General features: G+C 43.4%; 18 protein-coding genes. 7 read left to right on the top strand and 11 right to left on the bottom strand.

Going from position 1 to position 20,935, the window contains the following annotated elements; translation table 11 throughout:
- The first annotated feature begins 10 nt into the window (after positions 1-10).
- The 3 genes from typA to AB1S55_RS03155 all read left to right on the top strand — a co-directional run bounded on the left by typA (position 11) and on the right by AB1S55_RS03155 (position 3,536).
- On the top strand, positions 11-1,816 hold the full coding sequence (typA, locus tag AB1S55_RS03165; RefSeq protein WP_370980341.1) for a translational GTPase TypA: 1,806 nt from the start codon (positions 11-13) through the stop codon (positions 1,814-1,816).
- Between the two features lie 111 nt (positions 1,817-1,927).
- The gene (locus AB1S55_RS03160) at positions 1,928-2,473 is read left to right on the top strand and encodes a hypothetical protein (protein ID WP_370980340.1); all 546 of its coding nucleotides are present in this window, start codon (positions 1,928-1,930) and stop codon (positions 2,471-2,473) included.
- 223 nt (positions 2,474-2,696) lie between these two features.
- Complete coding sequence (locus tag AB1S55_RS03155) at positions 2,697-3,536, top strand: DNA ligase (protein WP_370980339.1); 840 nt, start codon at positions 2,697-2,699, stop codon at positions 3,534-3,536.
- Positions 3,537-3,571: 35 nt separating this feature from the next.
- On the opposite strand, the gene AB1S55_RS03150 is transcribed toward AB1S55_RS03155, so the two are convergent.
- Complete coding sequence (locus tag AB1S55_RS03150; protein ID WP_370980338.1) at positions 3,572-4,222, bottom strand: glutathione S-transferase family protein; 651 nt, start codon at positions 4,220-4,222, stop codon at positions 3,572-3,574.
- 116 nt (positions 4,223-4,338) lie between these two features.
- On the opposite strand from AB1S55_RS03150, the gene AB1S55_RS03145 reads away from it, so the two are divergent.
- Entirely contained in the window at positions 4,339-4,896 is a 558-nt protein-coding gene (locus AB1S55_RS03145; RefSeq protein ID WP_370980337.1) for a TetR/AcrR family transcriptional regulator, read from the top strand.
- Between the two features lie 27 nt (positions 4,897-4,923).
- Positions 4,924-5,463, top strand: a complete 540-nt coding sequence (locus AB1S55_RS03140) for a DUF924 family protein (RefSeq protein WP_370980336.1) — start codon at positions 4,924-4,926, stop codon at positions 5,461-5,463.
- Between the two features lie 142 nt (positions 5,464-5,605).
- On the opposite strand, the gene AB1S55_RS03135 is transcribed toward AB1S55_RS03140, so the two are convergent.
- The 5 genes from AB1S55_RS03135 to AB1S55_RS03115 all read right to left on the bottom strand — a co-directional run bounded on the left by AB1S55_RS03135 (position 5,606) and on the right by AB1S55_RS03115 (position 11,676).
- On the bottom strand, positions 5,606-6,838 hold the full coding sequence (locus tag AB1S55_RS03135) for an EAL domain-containing protein (protein WP_370980335.1): 1,233 nt from the start codon (positions 6,836-6,838) through the stop codon (positions 5,606-5,608).
- Positions 6,839-6,945: 107 nt separating this feature from the next.
- Positions 6,946-8,685 carry an alpha-amylase family glycosyl hydrolase gene (locus AB1S55_RS03130; RefSeq protein WP_370980334.1) on the bottom strand — a complete coding sequence of 580 codons (1,740 nt, stop codon included), beginning with the start codon at positions 8,683-8,685 and terminating at the stop codon, positions 6,946-6,948.
- Positions 8,686-8,778: 93 nt separating this feature from the next.
- Positions 8,779-9,999 (bottom strand): glycosyl transferase, encoded by a 1,221-nt coding sequence (locus AB1S55_RS03125; RefSeq protein WP_370980333.1) that lies wholly within the window; start codon positions 9,997-9,999, stop codon positions 8,779-8,781.
- 1 nt (position 10,000) lies between these two features.
- Complete coding sequence (locus AB1S55_RS03120) at positions 10,001-10,780, bottom strand: HAD-IIB family hydrolase (protein WP_370980332.1); 780 nt, start codon at positions 10,778-10,780, stop codon at positions 10,001-10,003.
- A complete protein-coding gene (locus AB1S55_RS03115) occupies positions 10,777-11,676 on the bottom strand; it encodes a phosphoribulokinase (protein ID WP_370980331.1) in 900 nt (299 codons plus the stop codon). Before AB1S55_RS03115 ends, AB1S55_RS03120 begins: the two co-directional genes overlap by 4 nt.
- A gap of 432 nt (positions 11,677-12,108) precedes the next feature.
- Here AB1S55_RS03115 and AB1S55_RS03110 point away from each other — a divergent pair, with 432 nt between their 5' ends.
- Entirely contained in the window at positions 12,109-13,935 is a 1,827-nt protein-coding gene (locus tag AB1S55_RS03110) for an alpha/beta hydrolase family protein (RefSeq protein WP_370980330.1), read from the top strand.
- Between the two features lie 59 nt (positions 13,936-13,994).
- Here the strand turns inward: AB1S55_RS03110 and AB1S55_RS03105 are convergent, their stop codons facing one another.
- From AB1S55_RS03105 to gnd, 3 genes are all read right to left on the bottom strand, one after another.
- Positions 13,995-14,594, bottom strand: a complete 600-nt coding sequence (locus tag AB1S55_RS03105; RefSeq protein WP_370980329.1) for a glutathione S-transferase N-terminal domain-containing protein — start codon at positions 14,592-14,594, stop codon at positions 13,995-13,997.
- A gap of 176 nt (positions 14,595-14,770) precedes the next feature.
- Positions 14,771-15,241, bottom strand: coding sequence for a Dps family protein (locus tag AB1S55_RS03100; protein ID WP_370980328.1), 471 nt, complete (start codon positions 15,239-15,241; stop codon positions 14,771-14,773).
- A 702-nt stretch (positions 15,242-15,943) separates the two neighbouring features.
- Positions 15,944-17,398 (bottom strand): decarboxylating NADP(+)-dependent phosphogluconate dehydrogenase, encoded by a 1,455-nt coding sequence (gnd, locus tag AB1S55_RS03095; protein WP_370980327.1) that lies wholly within the window; start codon positions 17,396-17,398, stop codon positions 15,944-15,946.
- 325 nt (positions 17,399-17,723) lie between these two features.
- Between gnd and AB1S55_RS03090 the strand changes: the two genes are divergently transcribed.
- Positions 17,724-18,779 carry a polysaccharide deacetylase family protein gene (locus AB1S55_RS03090; protein WP_370980326.1) on the top strand — a complete coding sequence of 352 codons (1,056 nt, stop codon included), beginning with the start codon at positions 17,724-17,726 and terminating at the stop codon, positions 18,777-18,779.
- Here AB1S55_RS03090 and AB1S55_RS03085 read toward each other — a convergent pair whose 3' ends face one another.
- Both AB1S55_RS03085 and AB1S55_RS03080 read right to left on the bottom strand, forming a co-directional pair.
- On the bottom strand, positions 18,780-20,144 hold the full coding sequence (locus AB1S55_RS03085) for a TrkH family potassium uptake protein (RefSeq protein ID WP_370980325.1): 1,365 nt from the start codon (positions 20,142-20,144) through the stop codon (positions 18,780-18,782). It abuts the gene before it with no gap.
- Positions 20,144-20,794, bottom strand: a complete 651-nt coding sequence (locus AB1S55_RS03080) for a TrkA family potassium uptake protein (RefSeq protein WP_370980324.1) — start codon at positions 20,792-20,794, stop codon at positions 20,144-20,146. The genes AB1S55_RS03085 and AB1S55_RS03080 overlap by 1 nt, the downstream gene beginning before the upstream one ends.
- Positions 20,795-20,935: the final 141 nt, after the last annotated feature.

The raw sequence follows: 20,935 nt of genomic DNA, 5'->3' as shown, positions 1-20,935 counted from the left end.
AGTCCATCCTGTGATTGAAAATCTACGCAACATCGCCATTATTGCCCACGTTGACCACGGTAAAACTACCCTCGTTGACAAACTTCTTAGCCAAAGCGGTACCCTTGATCGCAAAGATGAAGGCGCTGAGCGCATCATGGATAGCAACGATCAAGAAAAAGAGCGTGGCATTACCATTCTTGCTAAGAACACAGCAATTCAGTGGAACGACTACCGCATTAACATCGTAGATACTCCGGGACACGCCGACTTCGGTGGTGAGGTAGAGCGTGTTCTGTCTATGGTTGATTCAGTTTGTTTGTTGGTTGATGCCGTTGATGGCCCGATGCCTCAGACTCGCTTTGTAACCTCTAAAGCCTTTGAACAGGGTTTGAAGCCAATTGTTGTTATCAACAAAATTGACCGTCCTGGCGCTCGTCCTGACTGGGTGATGGATCAAGTATTTGACCTTTTTGATAGCCTTGGTGCGACGGATGAGCAGTTAGACTTCCCAGTTATTTACGCTTCTGCCATCAATGGTATTGCTGGTAATGATCCAGAGGCCATGGCTGACGACATGACTCCGCTTTATCAGATGATTGTTGATAAGTGCCCAGCGCCAGATGTTGACCCAGAAGGCAGCTTCCAGATGCAAGTATCTGCTTTGGATTATGACAGCTACGTAGGTGTTATCGGTGTTGGCCGTATTACTCGTGGTACGTTAAAACCAAATCAGCAAGTGATCGTGAAAAGTGCTGATGGCAATGAGCGTAAAGGCAAAGTTCTAAACGTTAAAGGTTATTTGGGCCTTGAGCGTATCGATACTGATCTGGCCCAAGCCGGTGACATCGTTTGTATTAATGGTATCGACAAACTTAGTATTTCAGACACGCTTTGTGATCCAGACAATGTTGAAGCATTGCCTGCTTTAAGTGTTGATGAGCCAACCGTAAGCATGACCTTCTCTGTTAATGACAGCCCCTTTGCTGGTAAAGAAGGTAAGTTTGTTACTTCGCGCAATATTAAAGAGCGTTTAGATCAAGAGCTTATTCACAATGTGGCTCTACGCGTAGAGGAAGGCGATACCGCCGATAAGTTTAAAGTAAGTGGTCGCGGTGAATTGCACTTGAGTGTATTGATCGAAACCATGCGCCGTGAAGGCTTCGAGATGGGTGTTAGCCGTCCTGAGGTGGTGCAAAAAGAAATTGATGGTGAGATCCAAGAGCCGTTCGAAGCCGTTGTTATCGACGTTGAAGATCAGCACCAAGGTTCCATTATGGAAGAGCTTGGCCTGCGCAAGGGTGAGCTAACGAACATGGAGCCAGACGGTAAAGGCCGCGTGCGTTTGCAGTTTATCGTGCCTTCGCGTGGTTTGATTGGTTTCCGTGGTTTGTTCCTAACCTTAACTTCGGGCTCAGGCATCATGACCAGCGTATTTGATCACTATGGCCCTGTTAAGGTTGGCGATGTTGCTAAGCGTAATAACGGTGTATTGGTGAGCATGGTTAAAGGCAAAACCTTGGCTTACGCATTATTCTCATTACAAGACCGTGGCCGTTTGTTCCTAGGTCATGCTGTTGAAGTTTATGAAGGTCAAGTTGTTGGTATTCACAGCCGCAGCAACGACATGGTGGTTAACCCTACTAAAGGTAAGCAGCTAAATAACATCCGTGCCTCGGGTACTGATGAAGCCCTTACTTTGGTTCCGCCTATCAAGCACACGCTTGAGCAAGCTTTGGAATTCATTGAAGATGATGAGCTTGTGGAAGTAACACCTGAAAGTATTCGTATTCGTAAGAAATTATTGACAGAGAACCTACGTAAGCGCGCAAAATAAGCTAATGTGAGTTTTTAGTTTTAAAGGGGCTAAGAGCCCCTTTTTTATGTTTACAAATTGAGCGAAGAGACTTAATCAAGATAGATGGAATTAATTAGAGGGATTCAAGCTATGAAAAAAATGATTCAGCAAGGACTTAGCATTGCGGCGTTGAGCGTATGTGCTTCAAATGCATTTGCTCACGGTGATACAGGTTCTGTGGGTGCAGGGGTTGGCGCTTCTTACGGTGTGATTGGCGGTAGTTTTGACTTAAAACTGGTTGATAAACTCTATGCCTCTGCAGGTATAGGTGCGGCAGGTGATGAGCTGGGATACAATTTTGGTTTACGTTATTACTTAGCAGATTCGGATAGAGTTTGGCGTCCACGCTTGGTTGCTAACTACGGTACGAACGGCTTGATCAATCGAAAAGTCTGTATTTGGGATGATATATGTAGTGACGGTGAATATGAGACCTTCGAGGGAGCTTCTTTTGGTTTGGGGCAGTCTGTTGGTTGGGGAAGCCGCTTCCGTCATGGCTTTGAAGCAGACATACTATATATCGTCACGGATGGTGGTAAAGAAGATAGGCTTGATGAGCTGAAGGCCGAAGGTTTTGATGTCGATGGCGGCTCTTCAAAAGTGTATTTTTCGATAGGTTATCGATTCAGCTTTTAATCTCTTTTCTATTAAAAGCTCTGTTAGTCAAAGCCTCACTTTTCTAGTGACTAGTTATAAATTGGTATGCTAGAAAAGTGGGTGCGTTCAAATTACTCCCCAAGCGATATTTAGCCGCGCATATCTAGTTTTTCTGCATAAGTAACTATTTCTATCTACACTGCTGTAAAGCCACAAGGATGCTGGCTATCTTAATATGCTAAAGGATTAGCGGATGACATCGATGAGTATTCACTTATCTTTTCTGTTTTGTATTTTCAGTTTTATTACTTTTTCGAATTCACTCAGAGCCTCAGAAGTTCAGCTTGCACACGTTTATAAGCAACAAGATATAAGTGACTATTTAGTTTCTGAGAAATACGATGGCATACGTGCAGTGTGGCGTGATGGTCAGTTGAGAAGCCGCTCTGGAAAGCGTATTAACGCGCCAGCTTGGTTTACTGAAGGTTTTCCTGATATTTGGTTGGATGGCGAGCTTTGGTTGGGGCGCAACAAATTTGAAAGCCTTAGTTCGGTAGTGTCAAAGCACGAGCCTGTTGACGGTGAGTGGCGAAAAGTGCACTACATGGTTTTTGATGCTCCAGGTATCGCAGGCCCTTTTCAACAGCGGGTTTTGCATTATACGACGTTAATTAAAAATTTGGGTATCGAGCATTTAAACGCAGTGGAGCAGCGGCGCTTTATTAATGAGTCTGAATTTAATCATTGGTATCAGGCTTTACTGGATCAGGGTGCTGAAGGGCTTATGCTTCATAGAGCGGACGCTCACTTTATAGCAGGCCGTACTCATCATTTATTAAAATTAAAACCCTATAGGGATGCCGAAGCTGTCGTTCTTAAGCATTATCCTGGCAAAGGAAAATATCAAAATATGATGGGCTCTGTGCTTGTAAGCTGGCTTAGTGAATCTGGTGAAACTCGAAATTTTAAGCTGGGCAGTGGGTTTACGGATGAGGATCGAGTCAAACCACCTGCTATTGGTTCAACGGTCAGTTTTAAATACTATGGTTTAACCAATACAGGTTTGCCACGTTTTGCTACTTATTGGCGTAAACGTAAGTAAGCCTAGCGACTTTCACTAGGCTTCTGTGTGGTGCTCTATCTATTGATTTGAGGTTTTTCTAATACGCCTTTGCTATAACTTTGTTCCTTATGAAATGTAAGGTAGTGCTGTAAGTTTTCCAAATCTTTTATCAGGTTTATTTGGCTAGGAAGGTAAGTAAAATAATCAAGCATTGGGATTAAATAACAGTCACTGAGGCTCAGTTTATTTCCGAATAAATGCTTGTTTGGCCCTAGACGTTCGTTTAGCCATGCTAAGTCTTTAAGGGCCTGAGCCTTATTGTCTTCAATAAGTGACCAGCGTATTTCGTTGTTGTCTCCTTTGGGGAAGGCAATCTCCAAAACAATATTGCGCATTACACTACTGTGTATATAGCTTTGTATCATGTTCGCTAAGGCTAGGTCTTGCGCTTTTGCCACAGCCTTATTGGCTAACAAACTCGGCTTGGCAATATCTTCTAGATAGCTTGCAATGGCTAGGCTTTCTGTAATTTCATATTTGTCGTCAAATAGTGTTGGTATTTTCCTAAACGGGTGAATGCGTTCATGCTCCGCACTAAAGGGCTGAATAAACTCTCCTTTAGGACTCATACTGAGTTCGTAGTTAAGGTTCTTGTATTGGCACATTAGGCGGCATACACGTACAAAGTAGCTGAAATCTGGACCGTAGAGTTTGAGGTTATGCATTGCTTTACTCCTATTTTGGCAAGCACAACTAGGCTAAACGTCAGCCAAAATATGTTAAAGAACATATTTTGGCTGCCTGTATTATGTATTTAAACAGCAATCGGGGAGTTGAAGGTATGGCCTGGAAACCTGAGAAAAAACTAGAATCACGCAAGCTTATTCTGCAGGCGGCAGCTTATTTGTTTACTCATAAGGGCTTTGATGATGTCACAATTGATGAGGTTATGACACGAGCTAAGCTTACTCGAGGCGCTTTTTATTCCCATTTCTCTTCGAAATCGGAGCTTTATCGCGAGGCTTTATTAAGCGCAGCAGCGGAAGCTCGAGATATCATACTTGCGGTGCCAGATCTCACACCTACGATGATGGCGAATCACTACCTTAATATTGGTCGTGGTGAGGGCGCTCAAGAGTTTTGCGTATTGGCGTTTTTAGTGTCTGATATTAATCAGCGTGATAAAGATATCAGGCAAACTTATACACGTATACTTAACGGTTATATTGGCCTAATAGAAAATACAGGGCTTGAGAATGCGGCTGCTATTCAGGCTACAGTATTGCTGGTCGGTGGTTTGGCTTTGTCTCGTGCCGTTACTGACGATTCCTTACAAGCTAAAATATTGGATAATTGTCAGAAAGCGGTAGAAAACCTTCAACTTGAAGCACTAGCCTAGCTTCCGTTATGACATTAAGGATTTAGCATGAGCTATAAAGATGTAATTAACTTTTGGTTTTCGGAATTAGAGCTAAAGCAGTGGTGGCAAAAAGATGCTGAGTTAGATTTACTCATTGCTAATAGGTTTATGGCTGTGCATAAGCAGGCTAGGTCCTGTGAATTGTATCTATGGCGACGAAGTCCGGAAGGCAGATTGGCAGAAATTATTGTGCTAGACCAGTTCTCACGAAATATCTTTCGCGATCAAGCCGAAGCCTTCTCTTGTGATGCCCTAGCTTTAGTCTTGGCTCAGGAAGCGGTTACTTTGGGGGTGGATAAAGAGTTGCCACCAATACAGCGTAGTTTTTTGTACATGCCTTATATGCATAGTGAAAGCGTTGTCATACATGAACAAGCAATGTCTCTATTTTCGAGTAAAGGTATGGAAAATAACTTAGATTTTGAAGTAAGGCATAAAGAGATTATTGATCGTTTTGGTCGCTACCCCCATAGGAACCCGGTATTGGGGCGGCAGTCGAGTCCCGAAGAGTTACTTTTTTTAGAACAGCCTGGGTCATCTTTTTAGCGGGGCTCTGCTTTAATCGCTTAGTTTTCAATAAGGTTTAGTTTTGTCAGGGGGAACACGGCGCTGCCATTAAAAAGATAGATACTGTAATCTTATCGGCTTCATTATGGCGGTGAGTCCAAGGGAGCTGGCATACGCTATGTTATCTTTTATCGAAGAAGCGTTTATCTCTATCGCAGCTGGCTTCTATTGTTTTTTGCCAGCTTTGATACCAGCGAATTAACTCATCAATTGGTTTGGGGCGTGAAAAGAAATAACCTTGAAATAAGCGCACACCAATGTCATCTAATAGGATAAGGTCTTGAGCATTGGCAACACCTTCGGCTACGAGGTCTAGCTTTAATTCTGCACAGAGATTTTGAATGCTCTCTACGATTATTCGTAGTACTCTATCTTTATGCATACCGTTAATTAATTCAGTATCGAGTTTGATTTCTGTAAATGGCATCTTAATAATTTGTCTTAGGTTGGTATAACCCGCGCCATAGTCATCTAAACTTAAATCAAAACCTTGAATACGTAATCGGCTTAAATTCTTCTTTTGCACGTCGGCATTTAAATTGTCATTCTCTGTAATCTCAAATTTTACTCGGCTTTTATCAATATGCTTGCTTTTTAGCAGTTCATTCAACGTTTCTGGTAGGCACTCATCTAGTAACTGCCTGGGGCTGAGGTTAATCGATATAATAGGGGCTAAGCCGGTTTTTTTTTCAAACCGAGTTAAACCTTGTGCGGCGGCTTCGATTAGTTTCTCCATAAATACAGGGAATAGGTCGAACTTCTCGATCACTGGTAAGAAATCGCTGGGTGTTAAGCAGCCTCGGCCATCCATATTCAAGCGACATAAACATTCAAGACTGTAGATAGTGTTATTGTCGGCATTGATAATGGGCTGAAAATAAACTTCAAGCTGATTATTCAGCATGGCGACGTTAATGTCTCTGCGCTTGGGGAGGTTTTCAGGGTTGATCTTGGTGTTATTAAAGCTGCGAATACGGCGTACCATAAAGGCAACTAAGGAGCGTTCTATAGGTTTCTCAATAGAGCCAAGTAAGCGCAGGTTGTAATCAGAGACGACCTCCATTGTGTAATCAATAATACGGCTATCGAGGGAGGACACAATGACCACGCCACCACGATAAAAACGCTTGTTGAGTTGTTGCATTAACTCTAGCCCGTCCATCCCCTCCATATGTAAATCTATAAAGATGGCGTCATAAGGTCGTGCTCTGTCTTTATCAACTTTATCTAAAGCGGCCTGACCATCATGGCAGTATTCAACTGAGCTTACACCGTAGTGGCTAAGGTAGTTGCACAGTAGCTGACACTGGCTGAGGCTATCATCAACGACAAGTACTTTGAGCGTGCTATCCATAACGTGCCCTAGGAGCTTATGTCTTGGCTGGGTGCCGAGCAGTTCTACTGCACAGCGTACACCTAAGTAACTAGCACAAATTTCTAATTTTGCCAGTTTTAGCCAGCTTAAAGCTTATTACTCAACCAAACAAAACCGTAGGGTGCTAGTACAAGGTCTTGTTGAAGATCATTAAAGGGCTTGCCGCTGACCAAGTCGTACCATTGATCCAGTTGAATCAGGTTGATCGATGAAAGCGGAATACTTAGTTTTTCATCACTAATATTGTGTATACAAAAAATGCTTTGATCGCGTTTTAAGCTTTGGCGCCAGAATGCAAAAATTTGGTCACCGAGGTGCAGGGTAAACTGTGTCGCATTAGGATGAAAGGCGGGCTGTTGGCAGCGTATGCCAAGCAGCTTCTTCAGATTGGAGAAGACTTTATTGTGGTGTGTATGTTCATCATTGAGCTTGCCGCAAAGTTCATCAAAGTTCCACTTGTAGCGATTAATAGCTCGGTTCTGGCCACTGAGTTCGACACCTTGCTCCCAGTTTTGTCCACCCACAAGGCTTTGAATATAGACGGCTGGTACGCCTTCTAGGCTGAGCATTATCGCATGTGCGCACAAAAAGCGTTGTAATTGCCATTGGTCTGGGCCTTTATGTGTGCCTTGCATCGCATCAAAATAGGTGATGTTGATTTCGTAAGGTTTGCTAACCCCATTGGCGGCACTACGCCAATTAATTCGGGCGCCGAATTGCTGCATACAATTAACGACAGTGCCTATTTCGTCTTCATCTAATAAGCCTTCAGCTGGGCGCAGGCCAATGCCATCGTGAGAGGCGAGAAAATTAAAATAGAAAGTGCCAAGTTGAGCGGGGGGCATGCTCATCTGCCAGTGCTTCAAATGTTGGCTGTTACCTGTAACCATTGCATGGAGCACAAGTGGTGGTAGGCTAAAATTGTAAACAGCGTGAGCCTCGTTGGCGTTACCAAAATAGCTTAGGTTCTCGTGGTTGGGAACATTGGTTTCAGTAATGATGATTGCTTCTGGGCTGTGGTACTCAATTAAATTACGTAGCAGGCGAATGATTTCATGAGTCTTTTCATGGTGGATGCTTGCATGGCCAATTTCTTTCCAGATAAAGGCTACCGCATCCAGACGAAAAGTTCGTATTCCTTTGTCGAGATAAAGTTTTATGATTTTTACAAACTCTTTAAGGACTTCAGGGTTTGAAAAATCTAGATCGACTTGATCGTGACTAAAGGTGCACCAGACGTATTTTTTCCCCTCTAAGGTTTCTACTTCTCTGAGCAGCGGTGAGGTTCTTGGCCTAACCACCATGCTCAGATCATCTTCCGTCGAGGCCTCAAAAAAGTAATTGGCACCAGGGTGCTTATTTTGTTTGAAATTATCGAACCAACGGCTCCGACTTGAGCAATGGTTAATAACAAGGTCAGACATTAAACGGCACTGCTTGGCAATTTGTTCGATATCATCCCAATCGCCTAGGCTGTCATTGACTTGGGCGTAGTCGATGACAGAAAAACCATCATCAGAGCTGTAAGGAAAGAAGGGCAAGATATGCATGCCACTTATCACGCCCTTAAGTTCTTTCTCATAAAAGCGTGACAAGGTTTTTAAAGGCTGTTCGTGTTCACAGCGAATGGAGTCTCCATAGCAAATAAGATAAGCGTGTTGCTCATCCCATGTGCTTTGGTGGCTACTGGGCTTCTGACAGTTGGCATTTAAGTCCATTATGTTTATCAGTTCATCACTCAATGCCGCCGCATCGTGGCTTTCGTAGATAAAACTTAAGTGACTTGTCAGAACAAACTGTAATTCGTTTTTCGCCTCAGTATTCATTCGTTTACTCGTTGCTTCTGTAAAAGAGTTTCTGTTCGATATAAGTAGTATTAATACTGCTATTAACTTTGCACTAACTTCCTTGTTTTACCCTTAGGAATACTCTTCCATGTCTTGATCTACGGCAGTATGAATTTGTTCAAGTACATCAGGTATGGCACTTGTTACTCGGTTCCAGCTAGGCACAAAAGGTTTTTCCATAGGGTTGTCTAAAAAGCTTTGGCCTGCTGCCAAAATGTTTTTAGCGAATAGTTCCACCGCTTTTTCTTCGCTGTGTACATCGAGCTTTAAGCCATTCATGCGTGCATCATTGTAGTAAGTTTCGACAAAGTCGAGAGCGATACGGAAATAGGTCGCTTTAATTGATCTGAAAGTCTCGCTATTAAATACAATACCGTTTGTGGCGAGTTTTCTGAATAAAGCTTTACTAATGTCGATGGACATTTTACTTAAGCCTTTAGCTGCATCTTCAGGGCTTAGCTCTTGATGTTTATGATCGTAGACATCGGCAATATCGGCCTGACACAAGCGGTTATTAGCATAGTTTCTATTCATTTCTGAAAGTACGCCAACCTCTAGGCCCCAGTCACTTGGGATACGAATATCGGTCATGACATCGGCTCGGAAAGAAAACTCACCAGCGAGGGGGTAGCGAAAGCTATCAATAAAATCTAAATAGTCGTTATGGCCGATAGTGCGTTTTAACGCTCTAATTAATGGTGTCACTAACAGTCTGCTGACGCGACCGTGAATCTTGCCGCTGGCTACTCGGGCGTAATAGCCCTTACAAAACTCGTAGTTAAAATTAGGGTTGGCAACAGGGTAGAGTAAGCGTGCAAGCAGTGAGCGATCATAAGTGACAATGTCACAATCGTGAAGGGCGATACTTTCAGCTTTACCTGAAGCCAAGGTATACCCCATACAATACCAAACGTTGCGGCCTTTGCCGGGTTCTGTTGGTGCTAATCCCTCATTTCGTAATTTTTCATCAATAGCACGCAGGCGGGGGCCATCATTCCACAGTACTTTGAAATTTTGTTTTAGAGGCTCGAAGAATTTGAGCGCATAGCGATATTCTTCTTCTGTTGCTCTGTCTAAACCAATAACAATTTCATTGAGGTAGTCAACTTTACTTAGTTCGTTAACGATGTTGGCAAGTGCGTCGCCTTCTAGTTCACTGAAAAGTGACGGTAGAATAAGACCCATCGGTCTAGTTTGGGAGAACTGGCGCAGCTCATCTTCCATGTGCTCTAAGGGACGCTGCTTTAAATCATGCAGAGTCGTAATAATTCCATTTTGATAAAAATCACCCATATTAACCTCTATTTATTATTGAATTCATTGCTTCGTGCCAGCCTTCAGGCCCCATGGCAGTCGTTCGTATTAATTCTTTGTCTGTACTAAATTCAGGGAAGCCGTAAGCTGGCGATCGAACGAGTACGGCGATGTCGGCAGCTGCCAACATATCTAAGTCGTTATAGCTATCTCCTAAGCATACAAGTGTTGTGTTGTTTGAGTAATTTTCGTCAAGTGATTTAATGGCTTGGCCTTTGTCACTTTGACCTAGTATATGAAAAAAACGCCCACCCTTGAGTAGGCGAAAACCAGCGGATTCTATGCACTGTTTAAATTCGTTTAAAGCCCTGTCAGTGTCATGCCATATAAAGGGTTCTGAAAATCGGCGTAACATTGATTTTTTTGCAGCGTCTAGGTCCAATCCTGTATGGCTTATCAATGTTTCTATGTCCCAGTCGCTGTAGGATTCAAACTGCCAGTTTTTTCCTTGTCTTATATCGTTAATAAAGTTAACGATATCTTGGCGTAGGGAGCCTAGTACAATCTCTCTGTAATCACCATTTTCTGGATAATAAATGGCCGATCCATTTTCTACGATAAAAGGGCTAACTAGGCCGATTTTATTTTGTAGGCTAATCACTTCATCCCGAGTTTTACTTGTGTTGATTATCACGGGGTAATTGAGTGACTTTAGTCTGTTAATACTTTCTTCTGCGGCCTTCCAGCTATAGGTGTGATGATCTAATAAAGTACCATCTAGGTCTGTTGAAATAAGTAAGGGCTTGATACTTTTGTTCATAGAGACCTTGAAATTTGGAGTGATTCAACTTGATGATCACTGCGTAGTTTTAATAAAAAATGGCTTTTAGGGCCAAGTGTTTTAAGGCAGTGTCGTGTTAGTCGCTCATAGTGGCTAATAAATCTAAGCAGTTCTTGCTCGTCCATAATTTGGGTCGCTAAGCTATGTTCTTGCTGGCTTTTATCTCTTAACTTTTTTTCTTGTAGTGATCGCCATTCAAATACGCAGTCGAAGCTTGGTGCTTCGACTACAATAAGAGCATCAATCAGAGAGAATAATTGTTGATATTCATGCTCCAATTTATTGTTGATATAACGGCGCCAAGAGCCATTACTGTCTTCATCTTGCTCGAGTTTGTTAATTGGCTCTGCTAGCTCTTCTAAGCTTTGAGCCTCAGCACCTACGCACCAGCCCTCAAAGATGACAATATCAACAGGTGGGTTTTGTTTATCCCAAAAACTTTCGTCGTAACGATCATCCATGGCTTTATTAAAGCGAGGTAATTTGACACTTTGCTTACGCTCAGAATTTAGAAGGTTTTGAATTGTGCGAATGGCAAAATCAACATCATGAGTGCCAGGCACGCCGCGGGTGGCTAATAAAGGGTGCACTTTTTGACTGAGGCTCTGCCGTTCTAACTTGCTTAAGTAAAAGTCATCTAGAGATAGTACTGCGCATTTAAGTTGGTGCTCTTGTTCTAGAATGGCTTTTAAAAAAAGTGCTGTTGTGCTTTTGCCCGACCCTTGAGAGCCTTGTAGGCCTAAGACCATACTTTTAATCTTTGCGGATCGGCCAATCTGTCCTGCTATCGGTAGATAGTATTGTTCCACCTGTTTGGCAAAGCTTGCGGGCAGCTTCTCTTCTTTTATCAGGTTTTCTATATAGCTATGAGCCATCTTGGTTCACCACTTTCTAGCCTTGGTGCGCACGGTTGCACCCTTGTGGTGCATTTTGTGGTCGCCAAAGCCTAACGTATATATAAGGCTTTAATGATTAAGAGACTCTGCAAGTATTGATCCAAGTTGCTTCTAGAGGCTTGTCACCGTTGAAGGTGTAAGTGATTAAAAATTCAGAGCAAACTAAAAAAACGGAGCAAAGATTACAGGCGGGTGTTTTGCGCTGTTAAAATATCTGCTAATAATAGCTAGAGAATAAATAAGACAATGATAAGTAAATTATTCATGGAAGGCCCGTTCATATTGTATAAGCACTTAGTTTGTCTTATAGCAAAAAAATGTATTTACGTATTGTTGTTCGTTGCTACAGTCTCCTACGTTGATGCTAAGCCAAGTCGAGAAGACTATGCTGCTCCACCTAGTGTATCGCTCATGGCGGTATCTCAGACTGGGGGGGTAGTCGCATTTCGCAAGCGTGATCGAGACATAGATCGTTTACATGTCGTTTCTACTGAAAAAAATACACTTATTGGTGCATATGACTTGTCTGATATTCATCCTTTGGAATTTTGGTTTTTGGATGAAAATAGGCTCATTATTTTGGCTCGTGATCTACGGTCGAGGCTCGATCATAGTACCGCTTTTGTGCTGGACATAAAAAAGTCAACTATTAAGCAGTTACTAACTCGTGGTGACAATATATATAGTTGGCAGGATGGTATGGGCCATGTTGTTGGTGTGTCTAAAGATGCTAAGTACGTATTTATGCCTGCCTTTACACAGACCGATAGTATTCGTGGTAATCAAAAAACTCGCTACTCATTGATGAAGGTGGATTTGGGTGATCCAGATCATCCTATTGTTTTTGATTCTGGCCACAAGAATGCTGTCGATTTTTTTATGAACGACCAAGGTGAATTGGTCGCCCGAGAGCTTTACGATTCGGTTAATGATCTGCATGAGCTTCAGGTTAAGCGCGGGAAAAAATGGGAAAGTATTTTTAAGCAACGAGCGGCAATGATCGAGCTTGGTTTTATAGGTTTAAGCAACGATGAGGATTCGATAGTAGTTGTGTTACAGCCTGAAAATAGTGAGGCAGAAGAATATCGCTTGATGTCTTTAATCGATGGTAGTTTATCTGGTCCGCTTTATAAGAGGGATAAAAGCCTTATCGAAGATTATTACCAGACAGTCAACCGAAAAGTCATAGGCCTGTCTTATAGTGGCTTTTTACCAACGTATGAATTTTTTGATTCGGAGTTGCAGGGACGCATTGAGCAAATTTTAGCATCATTCAAGGGGCAGAATGTTCGTATTATGCCGAGTGTTGACAATACAGATCATATCATTGCTTATGTGTCGGGCGTGCAGAGTCCTGGCGACTATTATTTATTTTCAAAGGATAAGAAACCTCGTTTTCTTACGACGTCACGGCCTGCTGTTGATGTAAAGGATATTCACCCTATTGTCGCAAGTAATATCAAAGCTAGAGATGGCTTAGTGATACCGGTGTTATTAACTGTTCCTCGTTATAAAGTGGATTCTTTAAAGAATCTGCCGGCTATCGTAATGCCACATGGAGGGCCAGAGTCTTATGATCAAATTGGTTTTGATTGGTGGGCGCAAGCATTTGCTAATGAGGGTTACGCTGTACTACAGCCACAATTTCGAGGTTCCTCAGGCTTTGGCCATTCATTTAAAATAGCGGGGCGAGGTGAGTGGGGTGGTAAAATGCAGGAAGATATCAGTGACGCTCTACTCGCGATGATTGAACAGGGTATTATCGATAAAAATAGAGTTTGCATTGTTGGTGCTAGTTATGGTGGGTATGCTGCACTTGCAGGCGGTGCTTTTACTCCTGAGTTATATAAGTGCGTTGTTTCATTTGCGGGTGTCAGTGAGCTAAATAAAATGCTAAAGACGGAAAGGCGTGACCATGGCCGTTATAGTTCTATTCTGAATTATTGGGATCGTGTTATTAAAGACGGTGGTCTAGATAAAACTGATTTAGATAAAAAGTCACCTGCTAATTATGCAGAAAATTTCACGTCACCTATTTTATTAATACACGGTAAGGATGATGATGTTGTCAATATCGATCAATCTAAGTTAATGTACAAAAAATTGAAAAAAAGTAAGAAGAACGTCGAATTTATTAAGTTAAAGGGTGAGGGGCATTATCTTAATAAGGCTGATTCGAGAGAACGCTTTATTATAGAAGCTCTAGACTTTGTTAATGCCGCCATTGGTGAACCTTAATGCTGATTTTATCAATGGCGGGTTAACGAGTGGTCCTATAAGGGCTGTGATACTTTGTGTTAACAAGGTGGCTTGGTTTGTATAAACCAAGCCTGTTGGCTTATCTCATCAAACCAGTTTGCTAGCTCGCTGTTCCATTCTCGCCAATTTAGTTGAGGGTGGCGAAAATCTAAATAGCCTAAGGTCGCAGCTACAGTAAAGCTGGTCATATTTATTTTTTTTATTTTACCGCAGTACTTAACATCAAGTTCAGTTAAGCCTTTTTGCATGGCTTCTTTCCAGCGAGCTAGCCAGTGTCCACTTTGCTCTGTCTCTCGTTTACTTTCAAACATAGATTGCACGGCGGCTTCTAAAACGCCATTTGCTTGAGCTGCCGCTTTACGCTCTAGGTAATAAAAACGTGAGCCACGATTGAGTAAGCTTAAATTACCTTCTAGTGCCCAAAAGTCATCGAGGTACTCATTAATTAGATCACTTTCAGTCAGTACTAAATCGTCTTTAACAAGCGCGGGGATTTTACCTAGTGGGTTCTTCTGGCGTAGCTCTTCACTGGTGAAGGTGGTTAATACTAATTCGCATTGGTCGATCAAGCCTGTGTAATGCAGCAGCATGGTGACCTTGCGTGCAAAAGGAGAGGTTTGGCTGTAATACAGCTGCATAAGATGTCCTTGGTGTAAATAACTAGTGTGGATAGTGCAGGGCATTAGTGTAACGCTAGATATTAACTGAGCAAGTCTCACGTATAAGGTACGTAGGTAAGGGGTTGGAATCACAGCGGGGTAGGTTCTAAGAAGCTAATGCGCCTAGAGTGCTTAACCCTAGGCGTTTGTCTTGCTTAGTTTAGGCTAGAGCGTAGCATCCACGCTGTTTTTTCATGCACACGCATTCTGTCGCCTATAAGTGCTGCGCTGCTTTCGTCGTCTGCATCTTGAGCAACATGAAGTGCGTGGCGAGCTGTGCGAACAACGGCTTCGTGGCTGTCGCAAAGTATCTGCACCATGGTGTCGGCACTGGGCACTTGTTCTACCTCTGCGATGGAGCTGAGCTCGGCAAATTGTTTATAAGTGCCGGGAGCTTCAACACCGAGGCTGCGAATGCGTTCAGCAATTTCGTCTACCGCTGTGGCAAGTTCAGTGTACTGCTCTTCAAACATTAAATGCAGTTCTCGAAAGCGAGGGCCGCTGACGTTCCAGTGGAAGTTGTGGCTTTGTAAATAAAGAGTATAAGAGTCGGCTAACAATTTTTTTAGCTCGTTAGCTACTTCGATTCTTTTTTCGCTATTGATACCAATATTAATAGTATTCATAAGGCTTTCCTCCTATTGGTCCCTAGTAATGATTTGGACCACAATTTTTGATAACGGTTTCAGTGTAAGAGGCTTAAAGGCAAAGAGATATTTGCTTTGTTTTATGTGTTTCATAGTTATTTTTTTCGGAACCCCGCATTACTTTGATCTGATTAATAGGGAGGGGCTGCTTGCAAATACACAGATTTGGTTCAGTGCCTTATTGAGCAGGCGGAATATTCGATTAATTGGCTAAGTCGAAAGCAATTAATACGGGCTATGGGAGTAGAAGTTCAGTGGGGAGCAGTTTATTTTCCAAAGCTTCGATTCATGGAAGAATCGAGGCAGCTATAGGGACGTATTTATGTGGTTTGGAAAGTAAACTGCTCCGCGCTGGACGTATCGAAGCTGAAGCTTTGCGGGCTAATCAAGGTTAGTAGGAGATTTAACCAAGTCGCTCTATCGCATCTATGTAACGATGCGACCGCGATATACGACCACCACGGATGGTGGAAGTGCTGGTAATGCAGGAGCAATTACCAGTGCGGTTCATCCTAAACAAATGCGCTCCTGTTTATTCGAAGCATTATTCAAGATTGCCGTGAGATTTAAACAAGTCGCTCTATCGCATCCATGCGACCGCGACATACTTATATCCTATAAGCAAAAAAGCCCGCCGATGTTTCCAAGGGCGGGCTTTTAGAAGAGCTAACTACTTACGATTTAAACGTCGTAAGTAGTAGAAGCTGTATCACCACCACGACCAGTCCAGTTGGTGTGGAAGAACTCGCCGCGAGGCTTGTCGGTGCGCTCGTAGGTGTGAGCACCGAAGTAGTCGCGCTGGGCTTGCAGCAAGTTGGCTGGCAAGCGAGCAGTGCGGTAGCCGTCGAAGTAGTTCAAGGCTGCGGTCAAGCAAGGCACGGGTACACCGTTGGTGATGGCCGTGGCTGCAACGTTACGCCAACCTTGCTGAGCGTTAACAACGGTGTTCTTGAAGTAGTCATCAAGTAACAAGTTGTTAAGTTCAGGGTTCTTATCGAAAGCTTTTTTGATGTCGCCTAAGAAAGCAGAGCGGATGATACAACCACCGCGCCACATCAAAGCGATGCCGCCGTAGTTCAGGTTCCAGTTTTGCTCTTTAGCGGCTTCACGCATCAAGGTATAACCCTGGGCGTAAGATACGATCTTAGAAGCCAATACTGCTTGGCGTAGATCTTCAATAAAGGCGGCTTTGTCGCCAGTGAAAGACTTTGCAGGACCGGTCAACACTTTAGAAGCTTCAACACGCTCTTCTTTAAGTGCAGAGATGCAGCGAGCAAATACAGATTCAGCGATAAGGGTAAGAGGTACACCTAAGTCCAGGGCAACAACACCTGTCCATTTACCAGTGCCTTTTTGGCCGGCTGTGTCTAGGATCTTCTCAACAAGAGGCTCACCGTCTTCGTCTTTATAAGCCATGATGTCACGGCTAATTTCAACGAGGTAAGAATCTAGCTCGGTGGTGTTCCACTCTTTAAATACTTCGTGGATCTCATCGGCGCTCATGCCAAGTACTTCTGTCATTACTTGGTAAGCTTCACATAGAAGCTGCATGTCACCGTATTCGATGCCGTTGTGAACCATCTTAACGAAGTGGCCGGCGCCGTTTTCGCCAACGTAATCACAGCAAGGCTCGCCGCCTTCAACTTTGGCTGAGATACCTTGGAAGATAGGCTTAACGTGCTGCCATGCTTCTTGGCTGCCGCCAGGCATGATTGATGGGCCAGTTAACGCGCCCTCTTCACCGCCAGATACGCCGGCACCAACAAAGTGAATGCCTTTTTCGCGTAAATAAGCTTCGCGGCGAATGGTGTCTGGGTAGTGGGTATTACCACCGTCGATGATGATGTCGCCTTCATCGAGGTGAGGCAATAATGATTCGATGGTTGCATCAACAGGTGCGCCTGCTTTCACCATGATCATAATTTTACGTGGGCTGGATAGAGAATTTACCAGCTCTTCAACGGAGTAAGCACCACGAATGCTCTTGCCTTCGGCACGACCGTTGATGAATTTTTCTACTTTCTCAGTAGAGCGGTTAAAGGCTGTTACGGTGAAGCCTTTGCTAGCCATATTCAGAATGAGGTTTTCGCCCATTACGGCGAGGCCGATTAGGCCGATATCTGACTTATCTTTCATAGCGAGAACTTGCTGTCCTATGTTATGCGACGCTTTGGAACCCATACTCTGTAAGACGTCGGCGTTTCTAGCGGCTCCTACGTGCCTGCTCAGTTTCCTATCCGAGCAGGCTGGCCACCTGAGAGGGGCCGCAACCATAGCAGAATTGGGCTCTCGATTCCATCTTACTGCCGTTAAAATGGGCAAGTACAGCCTCATAAGGCGTGATATGTCGTTAAGTTCGAATAAAGCTATTTATAAGAGGCTGGTAAGAACTACTTTGCACGCTTATGCTGCTTGTTAAAAATTCGTAATCGTTAAAACTAGGCCTGCAGAGGAAGAAACAGTGAAAAGCATAATAATCAGTCTATTTCTCTTGTTGAGCTTGCAGAGTCAGGCTTTGGTGGTCTTGCAGTATCATCATGTGAGCGACACTGGCCCAGTGAGTACTAGGGTCAGCCCTGAGCGTTTTCGCATGCATATGCAGCAAATCGAAAAATTGGGTTATCGGGTCGTCAGTATTGATGTACTGGCTGATGCTTTACGCAAGAATGTAGGTTTGCCCGATAAAGCGGTGGTGATCACTTTTGATGATGGCTATCACTCCATTTATGAGCAGGCTTATCCCGAATTAAAAAAGCGAAAGTGGCCTTTTACCGTGTTCATTAATCCAGAGCCTCATGATGTGGGTCGCAAAACCCATATGAGTTGGGCTCAGTTAAAGGAAATGTCGGCTAACGGAGCGAGCATTGCAAATCACAGTTGGAGCCATGCCCATGTGTTACGCAGAGATACTAAAGATATTGATGCAAGCTTGTATTTTAAAGAAGAGATTGAGCGAACTGAAAAACGCATCGAGCAGCAACTTGGCTATAGCCTTAAGTTATTTGCCTATCCCTATGGTGAATATGATAGTGCGATACAGAAGCAATTAATAAAACATGGTTACCTCGGTTTTGCTCAGCAAAGTGGGGCCGTGCCTAATGATGTCTCAAAAGAGATGATTCCTCGTTTTCCTTTTGGTGGTGTTTACGGTGAAAAGAGCGACTTTTTGTTGAAGTTAAAAACCTTGCCTTTTAGTGGGCTTAAAGAAAAAGTTTATTCTGAGCATGGGCAGTTGTTGTCGGAGTCGTTACTGCCTTCATCCGTGGAACGCCCCGTTGTTGTGCTCGAACTAGGGGAGCAGTTGCAAGCTTCGGCATTAAATTGCTTTGCTTCCGGACAGGGAGGGGCTCAGCTTGATCTGATAAACAAAAATACGGCCAAAGTTCAGGCCAAAAAAAAGCTTGCTGTGGGTCGTAGCCGTTACAACTGTACTTTGCGCTCAAACAGTGGCCGCTATCACTGGTGGTCAACAACCTTTATACAAAAGGGTAAAGATGGTCAGTGGCACCATTTATAGTTAACCTATTTGGAAGTTAGATTTAGGGTAGCGAAGGTGGCCTTTTTTAGGAGTAGCTAACAACCATATCAAAGTGAGTGGCCCTACTCTTCCGGCAAACATTACCATCATAATAGTGCATTGGCCGATGGGGCTTAAGTTCTGAGTTAATCCTCGAGATAGGCCGACAGTACCTGCGGCACTGACCACTTCAAAAGCCAGATCTAAGAAATTGGCATCTTCGCTAATGCTAAGAGCAAAGATGCCTACAAAAATAACCGCCATGCTCATTACTGCGACAGCAAGTGCTTTCATAACTTGTTGATTACTTAAGCGGCGTTTGTTGATATTAACTTCATCGCGTTGACGTAAAAAACTATAGGTTGCGAAAATCAGTACAACAAAAGTACCTATTTTAATGCCACTGGCAGTACTCATTGATCCACCACCTATAAACATCAGTAGCATCATAAAAACAGAAGTGGCGTCTTTCATAGCTCCAATGTCGACAGTATTAAAACCTGCTGTGCGTGGGCTAAGTGCATGAAACCAAGCAGCAATTATTTTTGTTCCTGGTTCGAGCTGGCCTAAGGTGGCTGGGTTATTTGCTTCAAGAGCCAGTACTGCAATAAAGGCTAAAAGATTAATAACGGCTGTCGCTATTAAAATGGTCTTAGTATAAGGGCGCAAATCTTTCCAATTTCGTCTTGCCCAAAGGTCGGCAAGAATAGCAAAGCCGAGGCCCCCAATAATAAACAATAAGCATATGGTTAAATTGATAGGGACATTACTGACATAGTTGCTTAAGTTACTGGGTTCCAGACCAAAGCCGGCATTATTAAATGCGGAGATAGTATAAAACAGCGCTTCAAAGCTTGCTGTTTCCCAACCTTTTTGCTGCTGCCACGCCAAAGTTAAAATGAGAAAACCAATGGTTTCAATCACAAGCGAAAACAGAACAACAATTTTAGCTGCTTTATGCACATCGGCAATGGATGTTTGGTTAAGCGCTTCTTGAGCGATAATTTTATGGCGTAAGCCTAAACGTGTACCTAGAGCAAGGGCGGTGACAACACTAAAAGTCATAAAGCCCAGACCTCCAAGCTGCACAAGCACCATAATAATGATGTCGCCCAGGCGGGTAAATTCACTGCCGGTATCAACCACGCTTAGGCCGGTAACGGTCACCGCCGAGGTGGCGGTAAATAAGCTTTGTAGCCAGCTGAGTGGCTCGTTTGTGGCTCCGGGTAATTTGAGTAGTAGGGTGCCAATGATAATAAGTAGAAAAAAACCGCCAGCGAGTATTGCTGGTGGGCTGGCCGCCAGAGGCTTGTGATGTCGGTTTTTATGCCTGTGGTGGTAAGTTTTTCTTGCCCAAATACGCATTAATTTTCTTTGTAAGCGGCCAGACGCTTAAGTTGATCACGTGGGCCAGCAAGTAAAATTAAGTCGCCACTTTCTAGAGGGTAGTCATTAATAGGCTTGGCAATCATTTCTGCACCGCGCTTAATGAATAAGAGGTGTACATCATTAGTATTTCTAAGAAAGCTTTGGTAATTTTTACCTCGTTCTTTGGGTACAATTAATTCAACCGTAAACCAGTGCTTACCTAAAGCTAAATAATCTTGCACAAGTGGATAACTAATAAATTCTGCTGCACGCTGACCCATTTCTTCTTCTGGATGGATGATTCGTGTTACCCCTTGGCTTGCTAGCAGAAGGTGGTGATCACGTGAAATGGCTTTGGCCCAGATATTTTTAATGTTTCGGCTTTTTAGGTGAAGGACGGTTAGTAGGCTGGCTTGAATGTCCTCACCAATAGCTACTAATACGGCATCAAAGTTATTCAAATCAAGTTCTTTAATGACGCCCTCCTTGCTAGTGTCGGCAATTAAGCCGTGAGCAAGCTCGGGGGCCAGCAGGTCAACTATATCTGGCTCTTTATCTATTCCTAGCACAGAGTGTCCAAGCTGACTTAAAGCGCGGGCTGCCTGAGCGCCAAAAAGGCCAAGACCTATCACTGCGTATTGAGCCATAAAACTTCCTTTCTTATTACCGTCGAGTGTATATTGAATCAGTAGAGCTTGGGTCTAAGGGAGCATATTAAAAGATGATTAACATATTAACAGGGCCTAAGGTAAATGCTAACTGCAGTACCGTATTATTAATCCGCATTA

This window comes from Agaribacterium sp. ZY112 (genome assembly GCF_041346925.1).
Lineage (GTDB): Bacteria > Pseudomonadota > Gammaproteobacteria > Pseudomonadales > Cellvibrionaceae > Agaribacterium.
Note: the sequence above shows the minus strand (reverse complement) of the source record. Positions and strands in the feature narration are given on the sequence as shown.

Excerpts from the sequence above, each read along its gene's own strand:
- AB1S55_RS03115 (WP_370980331.1), bottom strand. The coding sequence starts at position 11,676 with ATGGCTCATAGCTATATAGAAAACCTGATAAAAGAAGAGAAGCTGCCC.
- AB1S55_RS03100 (WP_370980328.1), bottom strand. The coding sequence starts at position 15,241 with ATGAATACTATTAATATTGGTATCAATAGCGAAAAAAGAATCGAAGTA.
- AB1S55_RS03130 (WP_370980334.1), bottom strand. The coding sequence starts at position 8,685 with ATGAATACTGAGGCGAAAAACGAATTACAGTTTGTTCTGACAAGTCAC.
- gnd (WP_370980327.1), bottom strand. The coding sequence starts at position 17,398 with ATGAAAGATAAGTCAGATATCGGCCTAATCGGCCTCGCCGTAATGGGC.
- AB1S55_RS03150 (WP_370980338.1), bottom strand. The coding sequence starts at position 4,222 with ATGCATAACCTCAAACTCTACGGTCCAGATTTCAGCTACTTTGTACGT.
- AB1S55_RS03110 (WP_370980330.1), top strand. The coding sequence starts at position 12,109 with ATGGCGGTATCTCAGACTGGGGGGGTAGTCGCATTTCGCAAGCGTGAT.
- AB1S55_RS03085 (WP_370980325.1), bottom strand. The coding sequence starts at position 20,144 with ATGCGTATTTGGGCAAGAAAAACTTACCACCACAGGCATAAAAACCGA.
- AB1S55_RS03155 (WP_370980339.1), top strand. The coding sequence starts at position 2,697 with ATGAGTATTCACTTATCTTTTCTGTTTTGTATTTTCAGTTTTATTACT.
- AB1S55_RS03080 (WP_370980324.1), bottom strand. The coding sequence starts at position 20,794 with ATGGCTCAATACGCAGTGATAGGTCTTGGCCTTTTTGGCGCTCAGGCA.
- AB1S55_RS03125 (WP_370980333.1), bottom strand. The coding sequence starts at position 9,999 with ATGGGTGATTTTTATCAAAATGGAATTATTACGACTCTGCATGATTTA.
- AB1S55_RS03120 (WP_370980332.1), bottom strand. The coding sequence starts at position 10,780 with ATGAACAAAAGTATCAAGCCCTTACTTATTTCAACAGACCTAGATGGT.
- AB1S55_RS03160 (WP_370980340.1), top strand. The coding sequence starts at position 1,928 with ATGAAAAAAATGATTCAGCAAGGACTTAGCATTGCGGCGTTGAGCGTA.
- AB1S55_RS03145 (WP_370980337.1), top strand. The coding sequence starts at position 4,339 with ATGGCCTGGAAACCTGAGAAAAAACTAGAATCACGCAAGCTTATTCTG.
- AB1S55_RS03135 (WP_370980335.1), bottom strand. The coding sequence starts at position 6,838 with ATGGATAGCACGCTCAAAGTACTTGTCGTTGATGATAGCCTCAGCCAG.
- AB1S55_RS03140 (WP_370980336.1), top strand. The coding sequence starts at position 4,924 with ATGAGCTATAAAGATGTAATTAACTTTTGGTTTTCGGAATTAGAGCTA.
- AB1S55_RS03105 (WP_370980329.1), bottom strand. The coding sequence starts at position 14,594 with ATGCAGCTGTATTACAGCCAAACCTCTCCTTTTGCACGCAAGGTCACC.